24 protein-coding genes are annotated in these 24,947 nt (G+C 59.4%); 15 read left to right on the top strand and 9 right to left on the bottom strand.

The annotated features are described in order from the left end of the window. From purN to JNB91_RS08290, 3 genes are all read left to right on the top strand, one after another. The gene (gene purN / locus JNB91_RS08300) at positions 1-660 is read left to right on the top strand and encodes a phosphoribosylglycinamide formyltransferase (protein WP_220325044.1); all 660 of its coding nucleotides are present in this window, start codon (positions 1-3) and stop codon (positions 658-660) included. Between the two features lie 78 nt (positions 661-738). Continuing rightward, complete coding sequence (locus JNB91_RS08295; protein WP_220325043.1) at positions 739-1,101, top strand: MbcA/ParS/Xre antitoxin family protein; 363 nt, start codon at positions 739-741, stop codon at positions 1,099-1,101. Further along, positions 1,098-1,616 (top strand): RES family NAD+ phosphorylase, encoded by a 519-nt coding sequence (locus JNB91_RS08290; protein WP_220325042.1) that lies wholly within the window; start codon positions 1,098-1,100, stop codon positions 1,614-1,616. Before JNB91_RS08295 ends, JNB91_RS08290 begins: the two co-directional genes overlap by 4 nt. A 9-nt stretch (positions 1,617-1,625) precedes the next feature. On the opposite strand, the gene JNB91_RS08285 is transcribed toward JNB91_RS08290, so the two are convergent. The 3 genes from JNB91_RS08285 to JNB91_RS08275 all read right to left on the bottom strand — a co-directional run bounded on the left by JNB91_RS08285 (position 1,626) and on the right by JNB91_RS08275 (position 5,679). After that, positions 1,626-2,795, bottom strand: coding sequence for an alpha-D-ribose 1-methylphosphonate 5-triphosphate diphosphatase (locus JNB91_RS08285; protein WP_220325041.1), 1,170 nt, complete (start codon positions 2,793-2,795; stop codon positions 1,626-1,628). A gap of 99 nt (positions 2,796-2,894) precedes the next feature. After that, positions 2,895-3,506 carry an NUDIX domain-containing protein gene (locus tag JNB91_RS08280; RefSeq protein ID WP_220325040.1) on the bottom strand — a complete coding sequence of 204 codons (612 nt, stop codon included), beginning with the start codon at positions 3,504-3,506 and terminating at the stop codon, positions 2,895-2,897. A gap of 40 nt (positions 3,507-3,546) precedes the next feature. Further along, positions 3,547-5,679: a molybdopterin-containing oxidoreductase family protein gene (locus JNB91_RS08275; RefSeq protein WP_220325039.1), complete on the bottom strand. Its 2,133-nt coding sequence runs from the start codon at positions 5,677-5,679 to the stop codon at positions 3,547-3,549. Positions 5,680-5,762: 83 nt separating this feature from the next. On the opposite strand from JNB91_RS08275, the gene JNB91_RS08270 reads away from it, so the two are divergent. Next, a complete protein-coding gene (locus JNB91_RS08270; RefSeq protein WP_220325038.1) occupies positions 5,763-6,632 on the top strand; it encodes a 23S rRNA (adenine(2030)-N(6))-methyltransferase RlmJ in 870 nt (289 codons plus the stop codon). Between the two features lie 3 nt (positions 6,633-6,635). On the opposite strand, the gene JNB91_RS08265 is transcribed toward JNB91_RS08270, so the two are convergent. Continuing rightward, entirely contained in the window at positions 6,636-7,619 is a 984-nt protein-coding gene (locus tag JNB91_RS08265) for a lysylphosphatidylglycerol synthase domain-containing protein (protein WP_220325037.1), read from the bottom strand. Between the two features lie 134 nt (positions 7,620-7,753). On the opposite strand from JNB91_RS08265, the gene JNB91_RS08260 reads away from it, so the two are divergent. The 3 genes from JNB91_RS08260 (at position 7,754) to JNB91_RS08250 (ending at position 10,409) form a co-directional block, all read left to right on the top strand. Continuing rightward, positions 7,754-8,452 (top strand): ribonuclease T2 family protein, encoded by a 699-nt coding sequence (locus JNB91_RS08260; protein ID WP_220325036.1) that lies wholly within the window; start codon positions 7,754-7,756, stop codon positions 8,450-8,452. 23 nt (positions 8,453-8,475) lie between these two features. Next, positions 8,476-9,072 carry a glutathione S-transferase family protein gene (locus JNB91_RS08255; RefSeq protein ID WP_220325035.1) on the top strand — a complete coding sequence of 199 codons (597 nt, stop codon included), beginning with the start codon at positions 8,476-8,478 and terminating at the stop codon, positions 9,070-9,072. A gap of 347 nt (positions 9,073-9,419) precedes the next feature. Continuing rightward, entirely contained in the window at positions 9,420-10,409 is a 990-nt protein-coding gene (locus JNB91_RS08250; RefSeq protein ID WP_220325034.1) for a Bug family tripartite tricarboxylate transporter substrate binding protein, read from the top strand. Between the two features lie 71 nt (positions 10,410-10,480). On the opposite strand, the gene JNB91_RS08245 is transcribed toward JNB91_RS08250, so the two are convergent. Beyond that, entirely contained in the window at positions 10,481-11,119 is a 639-nt protein-coding gene (locus JNB91_RS08245; protein WP_220325033.1) for an outer membrane protein, read from the bottom strand. A gap of 580 nt (positions 11,120-11,699) precedes the next feature. Between JNB91_RS08245 and uvrC the strand changes: the two genes are divergently transcribed. From uvrC to JNB91_RS08225, 4 genes are all read left to right on the top strand, one after another. After that, a complete protein-coding gene (uvrC, locus tag JNB91_RS08240) occupies positions 11,700-13,766 on the top strand; it encodes an excinuclease ABC subunit UvrC (RefSeq protein ID WP_220325032.1) in 2,067 nt (688 codons plus the stop codon). A 271-nt stretch (positions 13,767-14,037) separates the two neighbouring features. Then, entirely contained in the window at positions 14,038-14,625 is a 588-nt protein-coding gene (gene pgsA / locus JNB91_RS08235; protein ID WP_220325031.1) for a CDP-diacylglycerol--glycerol-3-phosphate 3-phosphatidyltransferase, read from the top strand. A 10-nt stretch (positions 14,626-14,635) separates the two neighbouring features. Then, the gene (gene moaD, locus JNB91_RS08230; protein WP_220325030.1) at positions 14,636-14,893 is read left to right on the top strand and encodes a molybdopterin converting factor subunit 1; all 258 of its coding nucleotides are present in this window, start codon (positions 14,636-14,638) and stop codon (positions 14,891-14,893) included. A gap of 4 nt (positions 14,894-14,897) precedes the next feature. Beyond that, complete coding sequence (locus tag JNB91_RS08225) at positions 14,898-15,362, top strand: molybdenum cofactor biosynthesis protein MoaE (protein ID WP_220325029.1); 465 nt, start codon at positions 14,898-14,900, stop codon at positions 15,360-15,362. A 114-nt stretch (positions 15,363-15,476) separates the two neighbouring features. Here the strand turns inward: JNB91_RS08225 and ndk are convergent, their stop codons facing one another. After that, complete coding sequence (gene ndk, locus JNB91_RS08220) at positions 15,477-15,899, bottom strand: nucleoside-diphosphate kinase (RefSeq protein ID WP_018898730.1); 423 nt, start codon at positions 15,897-15,899, stop codon at positions 15,477-15,479. A gap of 116 nt (positions 15,900-16,015) precedes the next feature. Then, positions 16,016-16,708, bottom strand: coding sequence for a glutathione S-transferase family protein (locus JNB91_RS08215; protein WP_220325028.1), 693 nt, complete (start codon positions 16,706-16,708; stop codon positions 16,016-16,018). Positions 16,709-16,859: 151 nt separating this feature from the next. On the opposite strand from JNB91_RS08215, the gene JNB91_RS08210 reads away from it, so the two are divergent. After that, entirely contained in the window at positions 16,860-17,372 is a 513-nt protein-coding gene (locus tag JNB91_RS08210) for a DinB family protein (RefSeq protein ID WP_220325027.1), read from the top strand. Between the two features lie 125 nt (positions 17,373-17,497). After that, complete coding sequence (locus JNB91_RS08205; protein WP_220325026.1) at positions 17,498-18,532, top strand: GGDEF domain-containing protein; 1,035 nt, start codon at positions 17,498-17,500, stop codon at positions 18,530-18,532. Positions 18,533-18,614: 82 nt separating this feature from the next. Here the strand turns inward: JNB91_RS08205 and JNB91_RS08200 are convergent, their stop codons facing one another. Then, positions 18,615-20,228, bottom strand: coding sequence for a methyl-accepting chemotaxis protein (locus tag JNB91_RS08200; RefSeq protein WP_220325025.1), 1,614 nt, complete (start codon positions 20,226-20,228; stop codon positions 18,615-18,617). Then, the gene (locus JNB91_RS08195) at positions 20,225-20,530 is read right to left on the bottom strand and encodes a hypothetical protein (protein WP_220325024.1); all 306 of its coding nucleotides are present in this window, start codon (positions 20,528-20,530) and stop codon (positions 20,225-20,227) included. Before JNB91_RS08195 ends, JNB91_RS08200 begins: the two co-directional genes overlap by 4 nt. Before the next feature lie 225 nt (positions 20,531-20,755). Here JNB91_RS08195 and JNB91_RS08190 point away from each other — a divergent pair, with 225 nt between their 5' ends. Next, positions 20,756-22,642, top strand: a complete 1,887-nt coding sequence (locus JNB91_RS08190) for an ABC-F family ATP-binding cassette domain-containing protein (protein WP_220325023.1) — start codon at positions 20,756-20,758, stop codon at positions 22,640-22,642. A 186-nt stretch (positions 22,643-22,828) separates the two neighbouring features. Beyond that, complete coding sequence (locus JNB91_RS08185; RefSeq protein ID WP_220325022.1) at positions 22,829-24,871, top strand: prolyl oligopeptidase family serine peptidase; 2,043 nt, start codon at positions 22,829-22,831, stop codon at positions 24,869-24,871. Positions 24,872-24,947: the final 76 nt, after the last annotated feature.

Below are 24,947 nucleotides of genomic sequence, written 5' to 3'. Positions count from 1 at the left end.
ATGAACTCGGCCAAAAAGCGCGTCGTCGTCTTCATCTCGGGCGGCGGCTCCAACATGGTGTCGCTGGCCGATGCCTGTGCCGAACCCGGCTTTCCGGCCGAGATCGTCGCCGTGATTTCCGACAAGCCTACGGCAGGTGGGCTCGCCAAGGCCGAGGCGCGCGGCATCAAGACTTTTGTCTTCGAGCGCAAGGCCTATGCGGGCAAGGCCGAGCACGAGGCGGCAATCCTCGATGCGCTTGCCGAGATTAACCCGGACATCATCTGTCTCGCGGGTTACATGCGGCTGATCTCGGGCGACTTCATCCGCCCTTATGAGGGCCGCATCCTCAACATCCACCCTTCCCTTCTGCCGCTATTCCCCGGCCTTCACACGCATCAGCGCGCCATCGATGCCGGAATGAAAATCGCCGGCTGCAGCGTACATTTCGTTACCGAAGGCATGGATGAAGGCCCGATCGTGGCGCAGGCGGCCGTGCCGGTCATCTCCGACGATACAGCCAACACGCTGGCGGGCCGCGTGCTGACGGTGGAACACAAGCTCTACCCGCTGGCGCTGAAGCTATTTGCCGAAGGCAAGGTGAGAATGGAAGGTGGAAGGGCTGTGTTTGCAGATGTCCTGCCCGGAGACGATGCAACGCTGATTTCACCGGCTCTCTGATCGATACTCAACAGACTCGACAGAATTACGCTGTCGGCGTATTTTTGTACGCTAGTGACGTACAAAAAGGCCGCCGCCATGAACAAGCATGCGATCGCACGCGACTTCAAGGAAATGCCCACCATCGATATCGATGCGGTATCTGTTCGCCTAGGCATCTCCAAACGCGAACTCGCTGAAACCGCAGGCCTTTCAGCTAATAGTCTGCAGCGGAAAGAGCGCGCTCAAGCCCCCGCAGTCGTCGCACGGATCGGCGAGATGGCCGAAATCATTCACAGGGTGACCGAATGGTCAGGTAGCGAACGACAGGCATTGGCCTGGTACCGCGCTGAGCCACTCCCCGCCTTTGGCGGACGCACGGCAGAAAGCCTGGTCAAAAGCGGCAAGGCAGCAGCAGTCAGAGATTATCTGGACCATCTTGCACTTGGCGGGTTCGCTTGAGATTTCAGGGCATTTGTTATCGTGCCCATGATCCGCGCTGGGCAATGAGCCCCGTTTCGGGAGATGGCGCGGCCATCCGCGGTGCCCGCTTTAATCCGAAAGACGTTCCTGCGCTTTATCTGTCGACCACTATCGAGGGCGCTATTACAGAGGCCAGTCAAGGCTTTGGGCATAAAATCCACCCACTGACGATCTGCGCTTACGAGGTTGACTGCGAGGACATCGCCGATCTCGGCGATGAAGGCATTAGACAGGAGTACGGTATTTCTTACGAAAACATGTCTGATGCCTGGGCAAGCGCCCTGTCGGAGAATCGGCGCCCTCAGTCATGGACGATCTACGACGCGCTCTCCAAAAAATTCGCTGGCATACTCGTACCTTCATTCGCGCATCGAGCCGCGGCTTCAATTCGAAACCTTGTACTCTGGAAATGGTCCAGCGAAATGCCGCATAGAGTCGTAGTCATAGACCCGACTGGCCGATTGCCGAAAAACCAGAAATCCTGGGAAGATTAAACGGCAGTCTCAAGCCGCCATCATCTGCAACGGGTGCAAGGTCCCATCGCTATAGACGAAACGGCCGTCGCGGAAAGTGGCGCGGATGCGGTGGACGTCGCCGGTTTCGACCACCACCAGATCGGCACGCTGACCGATCGAGATTTCGCCGCGATCGGTCAGGCCTGCAGCGCGGGCAGCGTTCGACGTTGCCATGGCAACCGCCTTGGGCAGGCCAATGGTCATGATGTCGGCGAGCTTGAAGATTGCGGGAACGAAAGCGGCCGGGTGGTAGTCAGCGGCGATGGTCGACAACAGTCCAGCGCTCGCCGCATCGAGCGCGCTCAGATTACCGGACATGGAGCCGCCACGCAGCGCATTCGGAGCGCCCATCAGCGTATGGAGGCCGCGGCGGATGGCTTCCTCTGCAGCCGCCATCGTCACCGGAAACTCGCTGATCGTCACACCGAGTTCGAACATCTCGATGACTTTTTCGGCGCTGTCGTCATCATGCGAGGCGAGCGACAGGCCGTGCTTTTTCGACAGCGCGACGATTTCCTTCAATCGCGTCTCGATTTCCGGGTTGCTGCGCATCTCGATACGCTTGTTGATCATCTCCTGCGCAGTCTCGATCGAGATCGAGCGGCGCTCGGACATGCTCAGCACGTAGGCTTCGATATTGTTGTACTGACCCTGCCCCGGCGTGTGGTCGGTCAGCGACACCATGTCGATCTCGCCGGCTTCCAGCAGCCGTTCCAGCGTTGCTGCTGCACCGACATTGGTGATCTCGTAACGGGCATGGACGCGGTGGTCGATCAGCAGATCGTCTCGCAGCCGGTTGATGCCCTCGATAACGGCAGAGGTCGTCGCCAGCGACCGGACATTGCCGTAGACGCTTTCGGTGGCGAAGGAGACGGCCGCATAGGCGGTCGTCACACCATGGGCGGCAAGCTTCTTGTCGAGTTCATGGATGCCGAAATCGATCGGCATCTCTGCCTTGGGGCGCGGGGAAATCTCGCGCTCGATCATGTCGCCGTGGAGATCGACGAACCCCGGCATCAGATAGCGCCCGCCGCCATCGATCACGGCATCGGCGACCGCCTCATCACGGATTTCGGCGATCGCGCCGTCCTCGATCCTGACCGATCCGCCTTCAACGATCTGGTCCGGCAAAACGAGGGTGAAATTGCCAAGCCACATGATCATCTCCTAAAGCTTTCGGTCCTGCAGGCTGGAGCCGTTAGGCGCGTTTCGTGACATTCGTATGAAGCCGCGAGGATTTTACACCGAGTATGTGTCTCAGGCTGGAGCCAGTTCCGCACGGTGCAGCATTGCCCACTGCAATGCTATGATCGTCTTGGCATCGGTGATTTCGCCGGTGCCGATCATCCTGTAGGCCTCATCGAGGCCGAGTGTGACAACCTCGATATCTTCTGCCTCACCCGCAAGGCCGCCACCGAGACCGGTGCGCTTTTCGGCATCGACGCTGGCGACAAAGAGCGACAGCTTCTCCGTCAGCGCGCCGGGACTGGCATAGACGTCGCAGATGTAGCGGGCCTTCGCTATCCCGAAGCCGGTCTCTTCCATAGCCTCGCGGACCACAGCTTCGGCCGGGATTTCTCCTTCGTCGACCAGCCCCGCCGGAATTTCCAACATGTAAGCCGGGTCGCCATTGGCAAAGGCACCCGAGCGGAACTGGCGCACGAGAACGATAGTATCATCGGCTGGATTATGCAGGAGAATGGCCGCAGCACTGCCGTGGTCATGGACCTCGCGAGTGACCGTGACCACACTCCCATCCCGCATCTGTTGTTCGAAGGTCAACATCTCCAGCGTCACAAAACCCTTCCATAGGGTCTTTCTCGATACGAGGCGCACGCGCTCTGCTTCGGAAGTGTCGATGTCGATCATGTCCGTTCCTGTTCTTGTGATTCTCGTCGATGATGCAGGATCAGGCCTTGCGGAGCCAGACCTTGTTGTCGTGGACGGCGGCACCTCCGAAGGGAGCAACCGGATCAGCACCGGTCAGGACGTTGATCCCCTCTCCGTCAAGATGCGCGTCGTTGGGCCACAGACCTTCGGCAATCAGCACGCCCGGCTTTGCCCCCGGCACCAGTTTCGCATGAAGGCGGATTTCGCCACGGCGATTACCGAGACAGACGATATCGCCGTCGACGATGTCCAGACGTTCGGCATCGGTCGGTTCGATCATCACTTCCGGCCTGCCCTCCTTCTGGATCGAGCTTTTCGTTTCGGCAAAGCTGGAATTGAGAAAACTGCGCGATGGCGAGGTCGCCAGCCGGAACGGATGTTCGGCATCGACCGCCTCGATCACCGCGACATGATCAGGAAAGCGCGGCAGTTCCGTGTGCGGGCCAAGCGGACCGACGCTGTCCGGTGTGCGGTCGGGCGACGGGCCGTTTATCCAGTCAGGCGAGAAACGGAATTTTCCATCGGGATACCCAAAGCCGTTGATGTAATGGGCCGTGTCGAAATCCGGCTGTGCATCGATCCACTTGTCTGCCTTCAGGTTGTCATAGGAACCCCAGCCGCTATCCTCGAGGATACGGTCGATATGGCTGCGTTCGTCTTTGCCGAAACCGGCAAAGTGATCGACGCCGAGACGTTTTGCAAGTTCCTCGATGACGAAGAGATTGGTGCGTACGGTCGATGGCGGCTCGACGAGTTTGGGCCCGAGCAGGATATGCTGCTGTCCGCCGGCACGATAGAGATCGTCATGTTCGAGGAACATCGTGGCTGGAAGCACGATATCGGCCATCTTCGCCGTATCGGTCATGAACTGCTCGTGCACGGCAGTGAACAGGTCGTCGCGCATAAAGCCCTGTTTTACCAGACGCTGCTCGGGCGCAATGTTCATCGGATTGGTGTTCTGGATCAGAAGGGCCGTTACCGGGCCGCGATGGCGAAGGGCCACCGGATCGCCGGTCAGCACGCGGCCGATCTGCGACTGGTCGAGCATGCGGATCTGCGGATCCATATAGGCCGTGCCCATCAGCTCGGACTTGTTCAGCCGAAAGATCTCGCCGTTATTGTGGAAGGCTCCACCACCCTCATATTGCCAGGAGCCGAGAACAGTGGCGACGGAAAGCGCTGCATGCATCGCCGCCGTGCCGTTGCGCTGGCGGGAAAAACCGTAACCGAGGCGGAAGAAGGTTTTCTTCGTCGTGCCGATCAGACGCGCGAAATCCTCGATCTCCTCGACCGAAAGACCGGTGATTTCGGACGCCCATTGCGGCGTGCGGGATTTCAGATGCGCTTCGAGGCCAGCCGGATCATCGGCATATTTCGCCATATATTCGCGGTCGGCATAACCGTCGCGGAAGGCGATATGCATCAAAGCGCAGGCGAGTGCGGCGTCGGTGCCGGGGCGAAGGACGATCTTCACGTCGGCCTGTTTCATCGTCGGGTTGTCGTAGATATCGACGACGACGATCTTCGCTCCGCGCTCCTTGCGCGCCCTTATCGCATGGGTCATCACATTGACCTGGGTGGCGACCGCATTGGTGCCCCATATGACAACGCAATCGGACTTGGCCATCTCGCGCGGATCGGGACCGCGCAATGCGCCCGTGCCCATCACATAACCGGTCCAGGCCATGTTGGTGCAGATCGTGCCCATGAAGCCGGAATACTTTTTCGCATGGCGCAGGCGCTCGATGCTGTCGCGCTGCACCTGCCCCATCGTGCCGGCGTAAAAATACGGCCAGACGGCCTCGGAACCATGTTTTGCTTCAGCCTTGACGAAGGCGTCGGCAATCTCGTCGAGTGCCGCCTCCCAGGAAAGCTCCTGCCAGTTGCCGTCGCCTTTCGTCCCTTTGCGGCGCTGCGGCACCATCAGGCGGCCCGGATGATAGATGCGCTCGGAATAGCGCGCGACCTTGGCGCAGATGACGCCCGCCGTATAGGTGTTGTCCGACGACCCGCGCACACGGCCGATCCTGCCGTCCTCGGTCAGGTCGACATCCAGCGCGCAGGCGCTCGGACAGTCGTGGGGACAGACGGTATGGCCGACGGAATTGTGGCCGGGCTTGCTTTTGGCAGAGATGGGGGTCGCGATGTTCATGGCTTTTCTATATTGCAACCAGAGGCGCGCCAAAAGCGCCATTTGGCAGCCATCAATTTTATTCAAGCGAGACACAAGCTCAGATGAACTACCGGCATATCTATCACGCGGGCAATTTTGCCGATGTTCTCAAGCACGCCGTTCTGGCGCTGCTGGTTCGTTACCAGCAGAAAAAGGACAAGGCCTTTCGCGTGCTCGATACCCATGCCGGCATCGGGCTTTACGATCTGTCGTCGGAAGAAGCGCAGAAGACCGGCGAATGGGTGGATGGGATCGGTCGGTTGATGGAAGCCGAGCTTCCCGCAGATGTGGCCGAAATCCTCGAACCCTATTTCGCCGCAATCCGGGAACTGAACCCCAATGGCGGCATCAAGCTTTATCCCGGCTCGCCAAAACTCGCGCGTATGCTGTTTCGTCCGCAGGACCGGCTTTCGGCGATGGAACTGCATCCGGAAGACTATAACCGCCTGCACAATCTGTTCGAGGGGGACTTCCAGGTTCGCGTGACCGAACTCGACGGCTGGCTGGCGCTCGGTGCGCATCTGCCGCCGAAGGAAAAGCGCGGCATCGTTCTGGTCGACCCGCCTTTCGAGGAAGCCGGCGAATACGAGCGACTGGTGAAGGGACTGGCGACGGCCTATCGCCGCTTTTCCGGCGGCACCTATTGCCTCTGGTACCCGATCAAGAAGGGTGCGCCGATCAAGAGCTTCCACGAGGAGCTACAAGCGCTGGAAATCCCGAAAATGCTCTGCGCCGAGCTTTCGGTGAAAAGCGATCGCGAGACGACGGGCTTGTCCGGCACCGGCCTCATCATCGTCAATCCGCCCTTCACGCTGAAGGACGAACTGCATGCGCTCCTGCCGGTGCTGAAGACCGTGCTGGGTCAGGACTGTTTTGCCTCGCAACGCGCCTTCTGGCTGCGCGGCGAAGAGAGCGGACGCGGCGAGGAATAATCGCTACGCCTTTTCCTGCTGCTTGGCCCGCTGGATGTCCAGCGGCTCATCGCGGCGAAACTGCGAGCGCTCGAAGACGAAGATGACCACCAGCGCCATAATGAAGGGGATGATCAGGTAGAAGAGCCTGAAGACCAGCAGCGCGGCGATGACATCGGCCGGGTTCATGTCCGGCAGGCCCATGACGAAGACCAGTTCCAGCACGCCAAGCCCGCCCGGTGCATGTGACAGAAGTGCTGCGGAAAAGGACACGAGAAAAATCCCGAGGACGACCATGTATCCGGGATTTCCCGCTTCCGGCAGGGCGAAATAGATGATGCCGGCAGCGCCGATCAGTTCGATCGGGGCGATCAGAAGCTGCGGCAGGACCACCCGCGGCGCGGGATAAACGATATTCACCGAGCCGAGCTTCCAGAGTTTCAGCGTCAGCGGCCTGAGCTTCATGAAGCTTGCCAGCACATAAAGGCCGATCAGCAGAAGCAGGAAATAACCGAGCGCCGCGGAAGCCTCGACCGGGATCAGATCACCGAAGCGCTGGATTACCTCCGGCTCGATGACGAGGATGATGCCGATCAGCATCAGCGTACCGAGCATGAAGGTGAAGGAACACATGGCGATGAGAACGCCGATTTCCGCAGGCGTCATGCCCCTTGTCGAATAGGCGCGGTAGCGGACGACGGCACCGGAGACGACGGAAGCGCCTATATTGTGAGACAGAGCATAGGTGGTGAAGGAACAGACGGTGATGAAAAACCAGTCGATCTTGCGCCCGAGATGCATCAGTGCGATTCGATCATATCCCGCCAAAGCCCAGTAGGCGACAAGACTGGAGGCCGCCGCCAGACACCAATGGGTACCGGGTATCGCGGCGAGACTTCCCCACAGATCATCGAGCGAAAGCCCTCGCAATTCCTTGTAGAGAAGCCACGCCGAAAGCGCTATCGTCAGGCCGCCAACGGCAGGCCACAGGTATTTCTTGAATGTCATTCAGCTGTTTCGCTCTTTGCTCCCCACCTCGATCACTGCACGCAGCCATCAGCGAATTTGCACTCTATTCGCTTGGACACTGAACATTCAACAATTACAACGCTCTCGTGTTCCAATGGTGAGGATTCGTGATCATGATGAAGAAATCGTCGGCTCTCCGCGAGGTCCTTTTTGCCGCAGCGATCATGCTCGCAACCGCGGTTTTCACATTGTCCCCGGTCAATGCGCAGGAACGTCGTCAGGATCGTCAACAGGACCGCGCCGGAAATTTCGACTTCTATGTGCTGTCTCTTTCATGGTCCCCCACCTTCTGCGCGACCAACAAGGGCGGCCGGAACGATCAGCAATGCGGACTGGACAAACAGTACCGCTTCATCGTCCATGGTCTGTGGCCGCAGCATGAAAAGGGCTATCCGGACTTCTGCCGCACATCCGAGCCGGAACGGGTACCGCGCGGACTTGGCGAAACGATGTTCGACATCATGCCGTCGATGGGGCTTGTCGGCCATCAATGGCGAAAGCACGGCAGCTGCTCCGGACTTGGCCAGAAGGCCTATTTCGAAAAAGTCCGGGCGGCCTTCGAGCGAGTGGAGATCCCCGCCGATCTTTCAAGCGGCAACAGGCCGCTCACTTTTTCCGCAGATGAAATCGAGCAGAAGTTTCTCGGCGCCAATCCCGGCATGAGCCGCAAAGGTATCGCCGCAAGCTGTGAGGGTCGGCAGCTCGAAGAAATCCGCATCTGCCTCAGCAAGGATCTTCAATTCCGCGACTGCGCAGAGGTCGATCGCCGCGGCTGCACGATCAGCCAGATCAATCTTCCACCAGCACGCTGACAAAATTCAAAGAGGAAAGCCCGATGAAAATCCTATATTCCCCAGCCTCCCCCTACTCGGCCAAGTGCCGCATGGCGGCGCGCCATCTCGGCATCGAACTGACCGAGGTGAAGACCGATACAAATGCGGCACCGGCGGAACTGACCGACAACAATCCGCTCGGAAAAATACCGGTGCTGATCCGCGACGGCGAAGCGCCGATCTATGACAGCGTCGCCATCATGCATTTCCTTGACCGCAAGTCGGGCGGCAAGCTTTATCCGAAAAAGGACGAAAAGCGCACCGAGGCGGAGGTGCTCGAAGCGCTCTGCGACGGCGTGATGGATTGCCTTCTTTCGATCGTCTACGAGCGCCGCTTCCGCGGGGAAGAGAACGCCTATCAGCCGTGGATCGACAAGCAGTGGGCCAAGGTGGTCAAGTCGCTCGACTATCTGGAAAAGAACCTGCCGAAGACGGCCAAGAAGCTGCATGGCGGCCATTTCGCGCTGGCCGCGATGATCGGCTATCTAGACCTGCGCTTCAACGGCCAATGGGCCGAAGGCCGCCCGGAACTCGCTTCCTGGCCGGATATCTTCGCCAAGAAGTTTTATCATTATGCGGAGATGAAGGCGGCTGGCTGATCGGCTTGCCGGCGTCGGATTTTCTTTCGCCGTTCTCTAGGTGCGCATGAAAGAAAGTCCCCTCCCAACCCTCCCCACAAGGGGGAGGGCTTAACCCAGCCGATCCGCTGCAGTCGAACTTGAGAAGCCGTTTGCCGCCGGTTTTCTCCCCCCCCCTCGTGGGGAGAGATGGTCGGCAGGCCAGAGGGGACTTTGCCTCAAGCCCAGTTGGCAAACCTCCCACCCCACTCAACTAGCACTCTACTTAGACTTTCCTCCTATATCCCCAAGCACCTCAATTGCTTGCCCTCACCCCTTCCTCCGCTACTATGAGACGAGCGGCGGGAGGCCGTGATGGAGGAAAACAGATGAAGCTCACTGCATTTACGCGCCGCGCCGCGCTTGTTCTTGCCGGAACCGCCCTGTCGGCACTCTCTTTCGGCCAGCAGGCCAATGCGCAAACCTTCCCCGACCGGACGATCACGCTCGTCGTGCCCTTTGCCGCCGGCGGTTCGACGGACGTGGTCGGGCGTGTCGTGGCGCAGAAGATGGGCGATATTCTAGGCCAGCAGGTGGTGGTCGAAAACGTTGCAGGAGCCGGTGGCAATCTCGGTGCCGACCGCGTCGCCCGCTCGGACCCGGACGGCTACACTATCCTGATGGGAACCGTTGCAACACACGCGCTCAACCCGTTGATCCTGAAACAGAAACCCTATGATCCCGAAAAGGACTTTTCACCCGTTTCGTTGCTCGTCGTCGTGCCGAATGTGCTGGTCGTCAACCCGAAGCTCGAGGTCAATTCCGTGGCGGAACTGATCGAACTGCTGAAAAAAGACCCGGACAAATATTCCTATGCATCGTCCGGCAACGGCACGCCGCTGCATCTCTCGGGCGAGCTGTTCAACAGCATGGCGGGCGTCAAGATGCAGCACGTGCCCTATAAGGGCGCCGGCCCTGCGCTCAACGACCTGCTCGGCAACCAGATCTCGATCATGTTCGACAACCTCCCCTCGTCCTCCAGCCATATCAAGGGCGGGACGCTGAAGGCGCTCGGCGTGACAACCAAGGAACGGGCGCCCTCCTTCCCCGACGTGCCGACGGTTGCGGAAACCGTGCCGGGCTATGAGACCTATACCTGGAATGCGCTGTTTGCGCCGGCAGGCACGCCGCCGGAGGTGGTCGCCAAGCTCAACCAGGCAGCCAACGAAGCGATCAAGGATCCGGCCGTGGCCGGTCGGATGAAGGATTTTTCCGCGACGATCGTCGGCTCCACGCCGGAGGAACTCGGCAAGCATGTGACCGCCGAGCTTGCCAAATGGAGCCCGGTCGTCAAGGCCGCCAATATCCAGATGGATTGATGGCTCCAGACGCAAAAAGCCCGCGGCATTCACGCCGCGGGCTTCCCCAGCCTGTTAGGGCTATAGACTGATTAGAACTTGACGCCGATACCGACCTTGACGCTGTGGTCGTCGTAGCCCTTCGAGAAGGAGCCGCTGTCGAGGTTGTAGTCCTTGGAACCGAAATCGGTGTAACGGTATTCCAGACGAGCCGTGATGTTGTTGGTGACGAAAGCTTCCGCACCGGCACCGACCGTGTAACCGACGGCAGTCTTGCTTTCCGACGAGGTTGCGTCAGACAGCTTGTTGTCCTGGATGGCAACACCGGCCGTACCGTAGATCAGGAATGGGTTCATGTCGTAACCGACGCGACCACGCAGCGAGCCGTTCCAGCCAGCCTTGCCTTCGAGATCCGGATAGGTGTCGGCCTTTTCGCCGTTATAGGCAACGTCGCCTTCAACACCGTAGACGATCTGGCCGCTCTGCCAGTTGTAACCGGTGTAGAGACCGCCGCCGAGCTTGCCGTCACGATCGCCTTCGCCAAAACGACCCCAGTCGTAAGCGCCGGTTGCACCGAGGTAGTAGCCCTGCCAGTTGCCAACGGCCGGAGCCGGTTCTTCAACAGCAACAGGTGCCTGCGGGATCTGGTCTACAGCGTCAGCAGCATTGGCCGCGGAAATTGCGATGAAGCTGGTAGCCGAGGCCATCAGAGTTGCGATGAGGATACGCATATATAAATCTCCTTTTAGTGCTGCCGGGAAGGTCGTCACATCAACTTGGTGGCGACGAGTTGGTTCCCTGCTGGCTGAGGAGAATTTGGAGGGCAATTGAGGAATTGAGAGAGCCGAATTGTGAATTGTTTGCGGCACACAGAAGGCTAAATCTTGATGTTGCATCACCGCAACATGTAATTCATTAACCTTACTGAAATACTAATTCATCCATTAACTTTTTTACATTTCTTTCTTATTTCTTAACAAGCCTGAACATCCAAGTCAATACATACAAATCCAGATGACAATCATCAATCCTCGACAAAGATACACTTACTGTTCGAGTTTAGCTCAAGCAGATCTATCAATAACCGTTGCCACTGATGCTTCAAAATGCCTTCTCGAGCCTCAAGCTTTCAGCTCCAGACCGGCATGACAACCCAAATGCGGCCGCATTTCATCACGCATCACGGTTGAGACGCGGCAGTCGCGCCTGCTTCCAAACCGCGCCGTCGAACACTATCTGTGAGAGCAGCAATCGGCTTCGATTCGAGATATGGCGAGCCCGGCACCGATCGCGTGCCGGCGGAGATATGGAATGAACGACAAGAAGCTGCCGGATGGCGGCGTTCTCTATGACGATATCGATGATGACGAGGATGACGTCATGGCGCCGGATACGGCTGCCGACGCCATTACGGCGTCGATCGACTGGAACGAGGCGCTGAAGAATGAAAGCGGCCTCAAGGGCGCCGATCTGATCGCCGAATTCGTCAAGCATCTGCCCAATGCTCCGGGCGTCTATCGCATGTTCAACGAGGCCGGCGACGTCATGTATGTCGGCAAGGCGCGCAGCCTGAAAAAACGCGTCGGCAATTATGCGCAAGGGCGGCTGCATTCGAACCGCCTCACCCGCATGGTGCGCGAGACGGCGCATATGGAATTCGTCACGACGCGGACGGAAACCGAAGCGCTGCTGCTCGAAGCGAACTTGATCAAGCGCTTGCGCCCGCGTTTCAACGTGCTTTTGCGCGACGACAAGTCGTTTCCCTATATTCTCATTAGTGGCGATCACCGCGCCCCTGCCCTTTTGAAGCACCGTGGTGCGCGGGCACGAAAGGGCCAGTATTTCGGGCCGTTTGCATCGGCCTCCGCCGTCGGCCGCACGATCAACTCGCTGCAGCGCGCCTTCCTGCTGCGAACCTGTACCGACAGCGTATTCGAAACCCGCACGCGCCCCTGTCTTCTCTATCAGATCAAGCGCTGTTCCGGCCCCTGCACGCACGAGGTCAGCGATGCGGGGTATGCCGATCTCGTCAAGGAAGCCTCGGACTTTCTCTCGGGCCGCAGCCAGAACGTGAAAAACACGATCGCTACCCAGATGCAGGAAGCGGCGGAAGACCTGGATTTCGAACGCGCCGCGATCTACCGTGACCGTCTTGCGGCGCTTTCGCATGTGCAGAGCCACCAGGGGATCAATCCGGCCGGCGTCGAAGAGGCGGACATTTTCGCCATCCATCACGAGGGCGGGCTCACCTGTATCCAGGTCTTCTTCTTCCGCACCGGCCAGAACTGGGGCAACCGCGCCTATTTCCCGAAGGCCGATCCGCAGATGCCGGCAGCGGAGGTGCTGAACGCCTTCCTTGCGCAGTTCTATGACGACAAGCCGGTGCCGAAGCAGATCCTGCTGTCCGAAACGGTCGAGGAACAGGAGTTGCTGGCGCTCGCCTTTTCCGAAAAGGCCGGCCACAAGGTTTCGATTCTCGTGCCGCAGCGCGGTGAAAAGCGCGATCTGGTCGATCATGTTCTTTCCAACGCCCGCGAAGCGCATGGCCGCAAGCTGGCCGAGACCTCATCGCAGGCGCGATTGCTCAAGGGGCTGGCCGAGACATTTGCCCTGCCCTATCAGCCGCGCCGTATCGAGATCTACGACAACTCGCATATCATGGGGACGAATGCCGTGGGCGGCATGGTCGTGGCGGGGCCGGAAGGTTTCGTGAAGGGCCAGTATCGCAAATTCAACATCAAATCGACCGACATCACCCCCGGCGACGATTTTGGCATGATGAAGGAAGTGATGACGCGGCGCTTTTCCCGTCTCATCAAGGAAGAGGGTATTCCAGATCGCAGCATTTCGGCGGGCACGAATGCCGAAGCCACAGCGGAAACGGCTGGCGACGATATCAACGATGCGGCCTTCCCCGCATGGCCCGACGTGATCCTGATCGACGGTGGCCAGGGACAGATGACCGCAGTCCGCGCCATTCTCGACGAACTCGGCATTCGCGATGTCGTCACCGCCATTGGCGTCGCCAAGGGCGTCGATCGTGACGCAGGCCGCGAGCGGTTCTTTGCCGATGGCAGAAGCGACTTTTCGCTGCCGCCGCGCGACCCGGTTCTCTATTTCATCCAGCGCATGCGTGACGAAGCCCACAGGTTCGCCATCGGCTCACACCGGGCACGCCGCAAGAAGGAGATGATCAAGAACCCGCTCGACGAGATTTCCGGCATTGGACCGGGCCGGAAGCGCAAGCTTTTGCAACATTTCGGAACGGCGAAGGCAGTGTCACGCGCAGGCCTGAACGACCTCATGGCCGTCGAAGGGATTTCGGAGGCCGTGGCCAAGCAGGTCTACAACCATTTTCACGAAACGAGGGCAAATTGAGAAGATGAGGCTGCCCTTCATCCGCCTGCCGGCACCTTCTCCCCGTTTTAACGGAGAGAAGGACGCAAGTCGCGAGCCTTTCCATCCGTCGATGACATCGAGCCGGGCATGTCCTCTGGCCCCGTTTACGGTGAGAGGATTAGGGTGGGGGGCTGATGCGCTGGGACCAATTGCCCGCCTGTCACAATCGTCTGTAAAAAAGCCGCGAAACCGGTTGACGCTTGGCTTTCAAAACATCAACTAGGGGACAACCCGCAAGCATAGGTACGATATGGCTTCCCGCGCATACAATATCCCCAATCTTCTCACCTATGCGCGCATCCTGGCCGTACCGGTGATTGTCCTCTGTTTCTTCGTCGAGGGTAAGCTGGAAAGCTCCGATACGGCGCGCTGGACGGCCCTGTGGCTGTTCATCGCCGCGTCTGTCACCGATTACCTCGACGGCTATCTCGCGCGCATCTGGAACCAGACGTCCAATATCGGCCGAATGCTCGATCCGATTGCCGACAAGCTGCTCATCTCGGCCATTCTGCTGTTGCTTGCAGCCGACGGGACGATCAAGGATTGGTCGCTCTGGGCTGCGATCACCATTCTCTGCCGCGAAATCCTCGTCTCGGGCTTGCGCGAATATCTTGCTGCGCTGAAGGTCTCGGTGCCAGTCACGCGGGTCGCCAAGTGGAAGACGACGATCCAGATGGTGTCGATCGCCTTCCTTCTTGCCGGTCCCGCCGGCGACAAGGTCGTTCCCTACATTACCGAGATGGGCATCGCGCTTCTTTGGGTCGCTGCGATCCTGACTTTCTACACCGGCTATGACTACTTCAAGGCTGGTGTGAAGCATCTGGTGGATGCTGACTGAGGGCTCGAGAATGAAGGTCAATCTCATCTATTTCGCCTGGGTTCGCGAACGCATCGGCAAGGCCGAGGAGGAGGTCGAGCTTCCAGAAAGCGTCGTGACGGTTGACGATTTGCTGAGTCATCTGAAAGGCTTGGGCGAGGAATACGAGACCGCGCTTGAATTTCCCGATGTGATCCGCGTGGCGATCAATCAGGAACATGTGGAGCATGACGAGGCGATTTCCGGCGCCCGCGAGATCGGCATTTTTCCACCGATGACCGGCGGGTGATACGGTGAGCGTCCCCTCTCCCACCATCCGCGTGCAGGCGCATGATTTCGATCTTCAAATGGAGGTCAATGCCCTGACCGGCGGCCGAACGGATATCGGCGCCGTCGTCTCCTTCGTCGGACTTTGCCGCGGTGAACAGGGCAAGCTTTCGGCGCTGGAGCTGGAGCACTATCCCGGCATGGCGGAAACAGAGATGAAGCGGATCGCCGATCTGGCGATCGAGCGCTTTTCACTGACCGGCGCGACCGCTATCCATCGCTACGGCCGGATCGAGCCGGGCCAGAATATCGTGCTTGTCATTGCCGCAGCACCGCATCGGCATGCCGCATTCGACGGCGCCAACTTCATCATGGACTTTTTGAAGACCTCGGCCCCGTTCTGGAAGAAGGAACATGTGGCTGACGGCACGTCCGGAGCATGGATCACAGCCAAGGACATCGACGACAAGGCGAAGGACAAGTGGCGGTGATCCCGGGTTGATCTTGCGCGATTAGCATACAGCTTTCGATGGCCTGGAACATAAGGCACAATAAAAAAGCCGGAGCGTCAGCCCCGGCTTTTTCAATCATCAATCGTATGGCGATTAGCCGACGATTTCGGTTTCTGCGAACCAGTAGGCGATTTCCTGAACGGCGGTTTCCGGAGCGTCGGAACCGTGAACCGAGTTTTCGCCGATCGACAGGGCGAACTGCTTGCGGATCGTGCCTTCGTCAGCGTTTGCCGGGTTGGTCGCGCCCATGATTTCGCGGTTCTTCAGGATGGCGTTTTCGCCTTCGAGAACCTGAACGATGGTCGGGCCGGAGGTCATGCCTTCAACCAGTTCGCCGAAGAACGGACGTTCCTTGTGAACTGCGTAAAAGCCTTCGGCTTCGCGCTTCGACATCCAGACGCGCTTGGACGCGATGATGCGCAGGCCGTTGTCTTCGAATACCTTGGTGATAGCGCCGGTCAGGTTGCGCTTGGTGGCGTCCGGCTTGATCATCGAGAAGGTGCGTTCAATCGCCATCTTGTCTATCCTTTGTTTCCAGGGGCACTTTGCCAGGGGAAAGTTGGCGGTATTTACCCGCCCCAAGCGCCGGAAACAAGGGGGGCCCGGCTATTGTGACGCAGCAAACCTGAATTTCACGCAGCAGTCACACTGCGCCCGACGCCCTGATGCAGGTCGAGGCAGCGCTCGAACCACTCTGCGACCGGGTCATCTGCAGCCAGCACATTCCCGCCGGTGGTGATCCGCATCCACTGCAAAGCGCCGAACAGGATATAATCGGCAAACAGCGGTCCATCGCCGCCGATAAAATCCTGATAACTCAGCATCTGACGCATCGGCTCCAGCTTTGCCGCGAAGGTGGCAACCGCAGCCTCACGCCCGGCGCGCAGATCCTCCAGCGACCTGCCCAGCATCTTTTCGCGCGTCGTCCGGAAATAGGTCCGGTCGGTCTCGTCCAGCATGTCGTGGATATCGGCGACTGCGATACCGGTGATCGCAGGGTGGATGATGCTTTGAGAGAACCGCTCGACGAACCGCGACAGCGCCTTGCCGCCCTCCCCGCCGAACAAGGTCGGCCGGTTCGGATAATGCTCCTCCAGATAAAGCGCGATATCGAAACTGTCGCGGATCAGTTCGTTACCGTCCCGCAGGATCGGCACGGTCTTGGAAAACCCGTTCTCCAGTTCGGGGATCCGGGTGAAAGGCGTCGGCTTTTCGATGAAATCCAGCCCCTTGTGCTTCAGCGCCAGAACCACCTTCCAGCAATGCGGGGAGAAAGGGCGGCTCTCGTCGGCACCGCAGAGGGAATAGAGGATACGGGTGGTCATGCAGGGAGCTCCAAATCATCCGTTCGAAACCTGATGATGATCAGGAATTCGGCTGCAATCCAATCAGAAGATTTCATGCATTGCATAAGGCCCGCGTGATGCGCTTTGCTGTAGAGGGAAATTCTCGAAACGGGTCACGCGGGAGGATCATATGCAGCGCCATTTCCAGATGCTTGCCGATTATAATCACTGGGCCAACAACCGCGTCTATGATGGCTGTGCCGCGCTGAGCGACGAGGATTACCGTGCCGACCGTGGCGCATTTTTCGGCTCTGCGCATCGCACACTCAACCACCTCCTGGTCGCCGATAGGATCTGGCTGCGGCGGATCACCGGCATCGGCACCGCGCCGATGGAACTGAATGTCATTCTGTTCGAGGATTTTGCCGAGCTTCGCGCCGCGCGGGAGGCGGAAGACGATCGGTTTATCACACTGACCAAATCTCTCTCGCCTGAAGATTTCGAGCGCGCGGTAACCTACACGCCGGTCAGCAACCCCATCCCGGTTACCGATCCGCTCGCCGGCATGCTGGCGCATGTGTTCAACCACCAGACCCATCACCGTGGGCAAATCCATACGATCCTGACGTCGCTCGGCCAGCCTTCCGTTGTGCTGGACATGATCGCCTTCCTGCGGACTGACGGGAAACACTGGATGTCGTGAACCGGGCCTTAACCCTCTTTCGCACGAATCCGAGCCTCGATTGCAATCCATGGCCGTATTTCAGCGGATGTTAACGCGCGCCCGCAATCAATCGTCGTGACGCACGAACCATCAGGAGACGACGGATGCCGACCCAGGCCCGCAAGACAGCTCAGGACAGGACATTGCAGGCGGTCAGCCAACATATGGCCCGCATCGAGGTGAGCGGCCTGCCACGCAATTACGAGCTCTTTTACGAGGCCCATTGCGGCACCGAGGTTGGATTGTCCCGCGAAGTCATGGCGCTTCCGGTCGCACCGAACCAGACTGTGCTGGACGAGATCGGCATCCGCTATCAATTGCCGGGTTTCGTTGCCAGCAGCCTGCCGAAATCCCGCGATCCGGACATCCAGATTCTTGCCAATCTGCGCGAGAAAATGGCGAGCGGCGCCGAGCAGAAGCGCGGTTTCAGCCGGGCGCTGGAAGCCGTCGCCAAAAGCCTTCGTGAAGATAATGGCGCAGGTCCCGGCGATATTCTTGCTGAAATCGAATATCTCAGCGTCTCGCTTTCCGATGCCGTCGTGGCCGAAACCGAACTGGAAGCCGCCCTGCGTTCCGGCGCCAATCTTCTGACCATCGCAGAACAGAACGTGTCGGGCGCCCGCGCCGTGATGATGCGCGACCGGATGACCGGCCTTCCCAACCATGCCGCCTTTACCGAACGGCTGGAAGCGCTTTATGCCGATGAAAACGATAGCCGCGATACAGCGCTCTTCCTCGTCGCCGTCAGCGATATTTCCGAGATTGCCGATACCTACGGGGAGGCTGCGGCCACCCGGATCGTCAAGAAGGCGGCTGCGATCTTCCGCAAAACGATCAAGAAGGACGATTTTCTTGCCCGCATCGGCAAGGCGGAATTCGCCTTCCTGTTCCGCCATGTCGGTCGCGACGCGATCAAGCCGATAGCAACCCGCCTGACGGCCTCGATCAACGATAACCTCATCGTCGCGACTTCCGAGGGCGCCCCCGCCATCCGGCTTTCAATGGGGGCTGCCATTGCGACCGAAGCGTTTTCACCGCAGCAGTTGCGCCAGCAGGCCGTGCTCGCGGCCGAGGCATCACGGGCCAATCCACGCACGAATGTCATCATTCACGGCGATACGGGGCGACCGGGCGCCTGAAAATTGCACGGCCGTGGATCACCCCTCATGTCGCGTTGTGCGGTAACCTCCATGGCTGCCGGACAGCACCGATAAAGCCTTGTCAGGCTGCGTGGCGGGCGGCCTTCTCCGATCTGACGTCAGGCGTGTGCGGTTCGCCGACAATGCGGAAGCGGAGCATCAATCCTTCCAGTGCATTCGCTTGGCTGGCCAATTGCTGGATCGAGGCCGAGCTTTCCTCAACCATCGCTGCGTTCTGCTGGGTGCCTCGATCGATTTCGGAAATCGTGCCCTCGATCTCAGCCAGACCGCTGGCCTGCTGCCGGGCGCCTGCGACAATCTTGTCGATCTCGCGGCTGATCTCGGTCACTTCGCTGGCGATGACGCGCAGTGCTTCGCCGGCCTGCCCGACCAGGGCGACGCCGGTAGAAACCTGCTGTCCAGACGCCGTGATCAGCGTCTTGATATCTTTCGCCGCGCTGGCCGAACGTTGTGCAAGCTCCCGCACCTCCTGGGCAACCACGGCGAACCCCTTGCCCGCTTCACCGGCGCGTGCTGCCTCGACACCGGCATTCAAGGCCAGAAGGTTGGTCTGAAAGGCAATTTCGTCGATCACGCCAATGATCTGGCCGATCTCGCGCGAAGAGGCTTCAATACGGCTCATCGCATCAACTGCATCCGTGACAATGACGCCGGAGCGCTCGGCACCGCCGCGCGCCTGCTCGACCATACGCCCGACCGCATCGGCCACCTGCGCAGTCTGCTTTACGGTGCCGGTCAATATGCCGAGAGCGCTTGCGGTTTGCGTTACGGAAACAGCCTGACGTTCGGTCCGGGTCGAGAGATCATGCGTGGCGCTGTTTATTTCGGCCGTGCCACCGTGAATGGTCTGAACAACATGGCCGACCTGAGAAAGCACGGCATCAAGGTTTTCAACCGAGGCATTGAAAGATCCCCTGAGCGTGTCGAGCGCACCGTGAAACGGCTGGGTGATGCGGTAGGCAATGTTGCCGGACGACAGCTGTTGAAGCCCCTCCCCCAAACGATCCACCGCATTGCGTACAGCTTGCGCTTCGATCGCCTTTTCGTCTTCGTGCCTTAACCGCTCATCCGCGGCCAAGCGATCGGAGGCACTCGCCCGTTCGGACATTTCGATTGCGCTGCGCTCGGCCTTGTTGGCAGCGAGTAGAGCCGCATCCGATGCTTCAAAGGCATTGACGACAGCCCGCGTGAGTGCTGCCAGAACGCAGGTCTGAACGACGAGAATGACCGCATGCAGGCCGACCCGCAGCAAATCCGTCTCGCCAGGAAAAGCAGCAAGCGGCATGATCAGAAAGAGCAGCAGATGATGGGCCGCCACCAGCGCCGCGTAACCGGCAATTGCGCGCCAGTCGATCCAGGCGGCGCAGATTGCCAGAGATGCGAAGAAATACATGTGCAGATCGATCTGCAACGGCGAACCGGAGAAATCATAAACCAGGATCGCAACAGTTGCCGCCTGGGCCATGGATGTTACGATTCTCGTCGTTTCTCCCGTGCGCTCCCGCCACCAGAGTGCGGTAGCCGATGCGACGATGAGAAGACCGGCCGCAACGGAGAGAACACCAAACTCACCTGTATAAAACAGATTGCGGACAAGGATAAAAATCAGATTGACCCAAAGCAGGCCGACAATTCCGATCGAGGCGGTGCTGCGAAGTTGTGCAAGCGAGTTCATTCCTCATTCCCTTTGAGACAGCCGAGGGCCAATTGATGATTGAGTACGAGCAATGCGCCCGCTCTCATGAGCTTTGTCGGGAAATCTCGCTCCTCAGAATAACCGACCGTCATCCAGTCATAGCGTCCGGTTGCCACGAACGAGCCACCCGCACGACCTATCACTGAGATCCCGTAGCCGGTTTTTTGTGTGGGATCTGTCAGGACCAGGACAAAATGCCCGGAAGGTGCTGCCCAAACGGCGAGAACGAGCGCCAGATAGATGACGAAATTCAAACCTATGATGGTGCGACTTATCTTCATGCCATTCCCCAGCACCAAGTGGCTAACCGTTCGGCATGCATCGTCTGCCGCTTTGCAGCAGGCTTGCGAAGGAGAGCCACATTCCCGATAGCACCCTACGCAAACACAACTAATGCGCGATAAATTGCAATTGCCAGTTTATCAGCGCGATTTCCCGGGCCCGACACCACCCGTAGCAAGCCAGCCGTCTTGCGTTGACAGCGTGTTTCGGCCAAAACCGCCGCCATGATCACGATCACAGACCTTTCCGCCCGCATTGCCGGACGCCTTCTCATCGACCATGCCAGCGTGACGCTTCCGGCGGGCACGAAGGCGGGCCTTGTCGGCCGCAACGGCGCCGGAAAATCGACGCTGTTTCGCGTCATCACCGGCGATCTTGCATCTGAAAGCGGTTCGGTCTCCATCCCGAAGAATGCTCGGATCGGCCAGGTGGCTCAGGAAGCGCCGGGCACGGAAGAATCGCTGATCTCCATCGTCATGGCCGCCGACAAGGAGCGTACAGCGCTTCTGGCTGAGGCCGAGACGGCGACCGATCCCAACCGTATTGCCGAAATCCAGATGCGGCTGGTCGATATCGACGCCCATTCGGCGGAAGCGCGTGCGGCGAGCATTCTTGCCGGTCTCGGCTTCAATGCCGAGGCGCAGCTTCGCCCCGCCTCGTCGTTTTCCGGCGGCTGGCGGATGCGCGTGGCGCTGGCGGCGGTGCTGTTTGCCGAACCGGACCTGCTTCTGCTCGACGAGCCGACCAACTATCTCGATCTCGAAGGCACGATGTGGCTTGAGGACTATGTGCGGCGGTATCCGCACACGGTCATCGTCATCTCCCACGATCGCGACATGCTGAACAATGCGGTCAATTCGATCGTGCATCTCGACCAGCAGAAGCTGACATTCTATCGCGGCGGTTACGACCAGTTCGAACGACAAAAGGCCGAAGCCGACGAATTGCAGATGAAGGCGAAGGCGAAAAGCGACGCCGCCAGAAAGCATATCCAAAGCTATATCGACCGTTTTCGCTACAAGGCCTCCAAAGCTCGCCAGGCGCAGAGCCGCATCAAGGCGCTGGAGCGCATGGGCACGGTTTCCGCCGTGGTTGAGGATCATGTGCAGCCGATCACCTTCCCGGCTCCCGAAAAGCAGCCCGCGTCTCCGATCGTTGCCATTTCCAAGGGTGGCGTCGGTTACGAACCGGGCAAACCGATCCTGAAGAACATTTCGCTCAGGATCGACAATGACGACCGCATCGCCCTGCTCGGCTCGAACGGCAACGGCAAGTCGACTTTCGCCAAGCTGATTTCCGGCCGCCTTGGTCTCGATGGCGGCGAGATGAAACTCGCTCCTTCGCTGTCGATCGGCTTTTTCGCCCAGCACCAGCTGGACGATCTGATCCCGAACGAATCCCCTGTCGATCATGTGCGCCGGCTGATGCCGGATGCGCCGGAAGCCAAGGTGCGCGCGCGCGTGGCGCAGATGGGGCTTGCGACGGAAAAGATGGCAACCGCAGCCAAGGATCTCTCCGGTGGCGAAAAGGCGCGTCTGCTGATGGGCCTTGCCGCCTTCCACGCGCCGAACCTGCTTATCCTCGACGAACCGACCAACCATCTCGACATCGACAGCCGCCGGGCGCTGATCGAGGCGCTCAACGATTACGACGGCGCCGTCATCCTGATTTCCCACGATCGCCATCTGATCGAGGCAACTGTCGACCGGCTGTGGCTGGTCAACGATGGTACGGTCAAGGCATTCGAAGGCGATCTTGAGGAATATCGCGACCTGATCGTCGCTTCGAACCGCAAGAAGGACGACAAGCCGCAGGTGGCAGCCGACGAGCAGGTCAACAAGGCCGACCAGCGCAAGGCGAATGCCGAAAAGCGCGCCTCGCTTGCGCCGTTGAAGAAAAAGATCAACGAAATCGAATCCTTGACGGGCAAGCTTGAGACGCTGATTCAGGCGCTTGATAAAGAACTTGCAGACCCCGCCCTTTACGAAAAGGCGCCAGCCAAGGCGGCCCAAAAGGCCAAGGAACGAGGCGAAGCCGCCGCAAAGCTTTCGGCCGCCGAAGAGGAATGGCTGATGCTGTCTTCGGAATATGAAGAGGCGATGGCGGGGTAACCTGAGCCCCTTCCGTCATCCTCGGGCTTGTCCCGAGGATCTATCCACGTTGCAGCCAGCCTAAATGGCAGCAGATGCTCGGGACAAGCCCGAGCATGACGGCGTCGTGGTTTTGCCGCCAGAACGGTTGCCACCGCCCTCCCCGATGCATAGGTAAAGGCTTCCCGAGTGCACGAGGAGGCCATGATGAACCTGTTTCTCGAAACAGACGACGACCAGAACACGATCGCTTTCGTTACCGAGCAGAACAGCAAGTCGGACCGCCAATTCAGGACACCGGAGTTCGAAAAAGACCGCGACTCGCTGAAAGCGATGATCGAGCGCGAGGACCGGCTGATCGTGCCGGTGCGGCGCGGCAAGTGGCTGTTCGATTTCCATCGCTCGAAGGACAATCCGCTCGGCATCTGGCGCCGGTTGCCGGCATATGTTGAGCCGCGGCACGATGCGGCCTGGGAAACGGTCTTCGATTTCGATGCCTTCTGTCTGAACGAGGGCAAGCGCTGGATCTATTCCGGCGCGATCACCTCCCCTTACGAACCGACGCGGGTACTGTTGATCCTGTCGGATGGCGGTTCGGATCAGTTACGGCTTCTGGAATTCGACACGGAGACGAAGACGATCGTCGAAGGCGGTTTTGACACGCCGACGGCACGCGCCCATGCGGCATGGCTGAGCCCGGACGAAATCGCCTATTTCGGCTCGGTCGACGAGTTTTCGGCCACCCGCTCCGGCTGGCCAAGGGTTGGCCGCATTCTCAAGCGCGGCATCGATCCCAAGGATGCGCCGATCCTCTTTGAAGCGGGACAGGACGACGTCTATGGCGCAGCCAGCTTCCTCGATCCGCTCTTCTGGGGCGGCAAGCCGGATGAGCGCAAGATCGAGTTCTTCACGGTGGGCCACGAGATCGGCAAGGCGAGCACCCATATCCGCAATGCAAGTGGCGAGATAAAACGCTTGGATCTGCCCGTCGAAAGCGACAGCGATTTCAATCACACCCATGCGATCTGGCGGGCGAAGACCAACGAGCGGTATCCAACCGGAACGCTCATCCTGCAGGATTTTCATCCTTTCGGGGCAGAGCCGCTGACGAACCCGCGCGTGCTGTTTTCGCCGAAGGACGGGCAGTCGGTTTCACAGTTCACCTTACTCAAGACCTGGGCCGTGTTCATCGTCATCGATCGCATGGTGCCGAAATTCTATCTGGTCGACCTGACCAAGCCCGACCCGAAACCGGAAGAGCTTCCCCTGCCGGAAGAGCTGCAGACGGTCGGCTTCCGGATGTTCGATGCCGACCTGACACTCGGCGAAGAAATCCTCACCGTCATCGGCCAGGGCTTTCTTCTGCCCTCCAGCAGCTTCCGTCTCGACCTGACGGACCACGATGCCGAACGCGAGCTCGTGCCCACCGGAACCTCGCCCGCCTATTTCGATGAGGAAGGCATGACTTCTGAACTGCTCGAGGCAATCTCGGAAGATGGGATCAGAGTGCCCTACCACATCACCCTGCCCCGCAATTGGACCAAGGGCGAGTTACCTGTCCTGATGTATGGCTATGGCGGTTTCGGCGTCTCGCTGTCGCCCGTCTATTCCGGCGCCTATGGCATGCTGCTCGAACAGGGCGGCGCGTTCGTGCAGGCCTATATCCGCGGCGGCGGAGAGCTTGGGCCGGACTGGCATACTGTCGCCAAGGGCAAGGGTCGCCACAAGGCGTTCGAGGATTTCGTTGCCGTCGCCCGCGATCTCGTCAAGCGCGGCTACAGCAAGCCATCCCGCATCGCCTGCAACGGCGGCAGCAATGGCGGACTTCTGACCGCCGTCATGGCGACACGGTACCCGGATGATTTCGGCGCGGTCTGGACCTCGGTGCCGGTGATCGACATGTCCCGTTTCCACGTTTTCCCGGCAGGCCGGGCGTGGATGGACGAGTACGGTAATCCGGACGTGCCCGAAGAGCTGAACCAGATGCTGCCCTATTCGCCGCTGCACCAGGTGAAGCCGAAAGGCGAGATTACCTACCCACCGATCTACATCGAAAGCTCGACCAATGACGACCGGGTGCATCCGTCCCATGCCCGGCGTTTTGCCAAACGGCTGATCGATGCGGGGCATGAGCCTTTCTTCCGGGAATACGGATCGGGCGGCCATGGCGGCGCCGGCGACACGACCGAAATGGCCGAGCGCCGCGCGATGGGCTACAGTTTTCTGCGCCAGACGATCATGAGAGATTGAGGGAAGGACAGGCGTCTCGCTCTCCAGAAGCCCTATTTTCCAGCAGTTGTCGGCCTTGCGGAGATACACTATTTTG

The organism is Aliirhizobium wenxiniae (assembly GCF_019511445.1).
GTDB lineage: Bacteria > Pseudomonadota > Alphaproteobacteria > Rhizobiales > Rhizobiaceae > Neorhizobium > Neorhizobium wenxiniae_A.
This window is presented reverse-complemented; position numbering and strand designations above follow the sequence as displayed.

Excerpts from the sequence above, each read along its gene's own strand:
- JNB91_RS08205 (WP_220325026.1), top strand. The coding sequence starts at position 17,498 with ATGCCGACCCAGGCCCGCAAGACAGCTCAGGACAGGACATTGCAGGCG.
- JNB91_RS08215 (WP_220325028.1), bottom strand. The coding sequence starts at position 16,708 with ATGACCACCCGTATCCTCTATTCCCTCTGCGGTGCCGACGAGAGCCGC.
- JNB91_RS08250 (WP_220325034.1), top strand. The coding sequence starts at position 9,420 with ATGAAGCTCACTGCATTTACGCGCCGCGCCGCGCTTGTTCTTGCCGGA.
- JNB91_RS08190 (WP_220325023.1), top strand. The coding sequence starts at position 20,756 with ATGATCACGATCACAGACCTTTCCGCCCGCATTGCCGGACGCCTTCTC.
- moaD (WP_220325030.1), top strand. The coding sequence starts at position 14,636 with ATGAAGGTCAATCTCATCTATTTCGCCTGGGTTCGCGAACGCATCGGC.
- JNB91_RS08295 (WP_220325043.1), top strand. The coding sequence starts at position 739 with ATGAACAAGCATGCGATCGCACGCGACTTCAAGGAAATGCCCACCATC.
- ndk (WP_018898730.1), bottom strand. The coding sequence starts at position 15,899 with ATGGCGATTGAACGCACCTTCTCGATGATCAAGCCGGACGCCACCAAG.
- JNB91_RS08200 (WP_220325025.1), bottom strand. The coding sequence starts at position 20,228 with ATGAACTCGCTTGCACAACTTCGCAGCACCGCCTCGATCGGAATTGTC.
- JNB91_RS08270 (WP_220325038.1), top strand. The coding sequence starts at position 5,763 with ATGAACTACCGGCATATCTATCACGCGGGCAATTTTGCCGATGTTCTC.
- JNB91_RS08285 (WP_220325041.1), bottom strand. The coding sequence starts at position 2,795 with ATGTGGCTTGGCAATTTCACCCTCGTTTTGCCGGACCAGATCGTTGAA.
- pgsA (WP_220325031.1), top strand. The coding sequence starts at position 14,038 with ATGGCTTCCCGCGCATACAATATCCCCAATCTTCTCACCTATGCGCGC.
- JNB91_RS08275 (WP_220325039.1), bottom strand. The coding sequence starts at position 5,679 with ATGAACATCGCGACCCCCATCTCTGCCAAAAGCAAGCCCGGCCACAAT.
- JNB91_RS08210 (WP_220325027.1), top strand. The coding sequence starts at position 16,860 with ATGCAGCGCCATTTCCAGATGCTTGCCGATTATAATCACTGGGCCAAC.
- purN (WP_220325044.1), top strand. The coding sequence starts at position 1 with ATGAACTCGGCCAAAAAGCGCGTCGTCGTCTTCATCTCGGGCGGCGGC.
- JNB91_RS08260 (WP_220325036.1), top strand. The coding sequence starts at position 7,754 with ATGATGAAGAAATCGTCGGCTCTCCGCGAGGTCCTTTTTGCCGCAGCG.
- JNB91_RS08185 (WP_220325022.1), top strand. The coding sequence starts at position 22,829 with ATGAACCTGTTTCTCGAAACAGACGACGACCAGAACACGATCGCTTTC.
- JNB91_RS08265 (WP_220325037.1), bottom strand. The coding sequence starts at position 7,619 with ATGACATTCAAGAAATACCTGTGGCCTGCCGTTGGCGGCCTGACGATA.
- JNB91_RS08280 (WP_220325040.1), bottom strand. The coding sequence starts at position 3,506 with ATGATCGACATCGACACTTCCGAAGCAGAGCGCGTGCGCCTCGTATCG.
- JNB91_RS08255 (WP_220325035.1), top strand. The coding sequence starts at position 8,476 with ATGAAAATCCTATATTCCCCAGCCTCCCCCTACTCGGCCAAGTGCCGC.
- JNB91_RS08195 (WP_220325024.1), bottom strand. The coding sequence starts at position 20,530 with ATGAAGATAAGTCGCACCATCATAGGTTTGAATTTCGTCATCTATCTG.
- uvrC (WP_220325032.1), top strand. The coding sequence starts at position 11,700 with ATGAACGACAAGAAGCTGCCGGATGGCGGCGTTCTCTATGACGATATC.
- JNB91_RS08245 (WP_220325033.1), bottom strand. The coding sequence starts at position 11,119 with ATGCGTATCCTCATCGCAACTCTGATGGCCTCGGCTACCAGCTTCATC.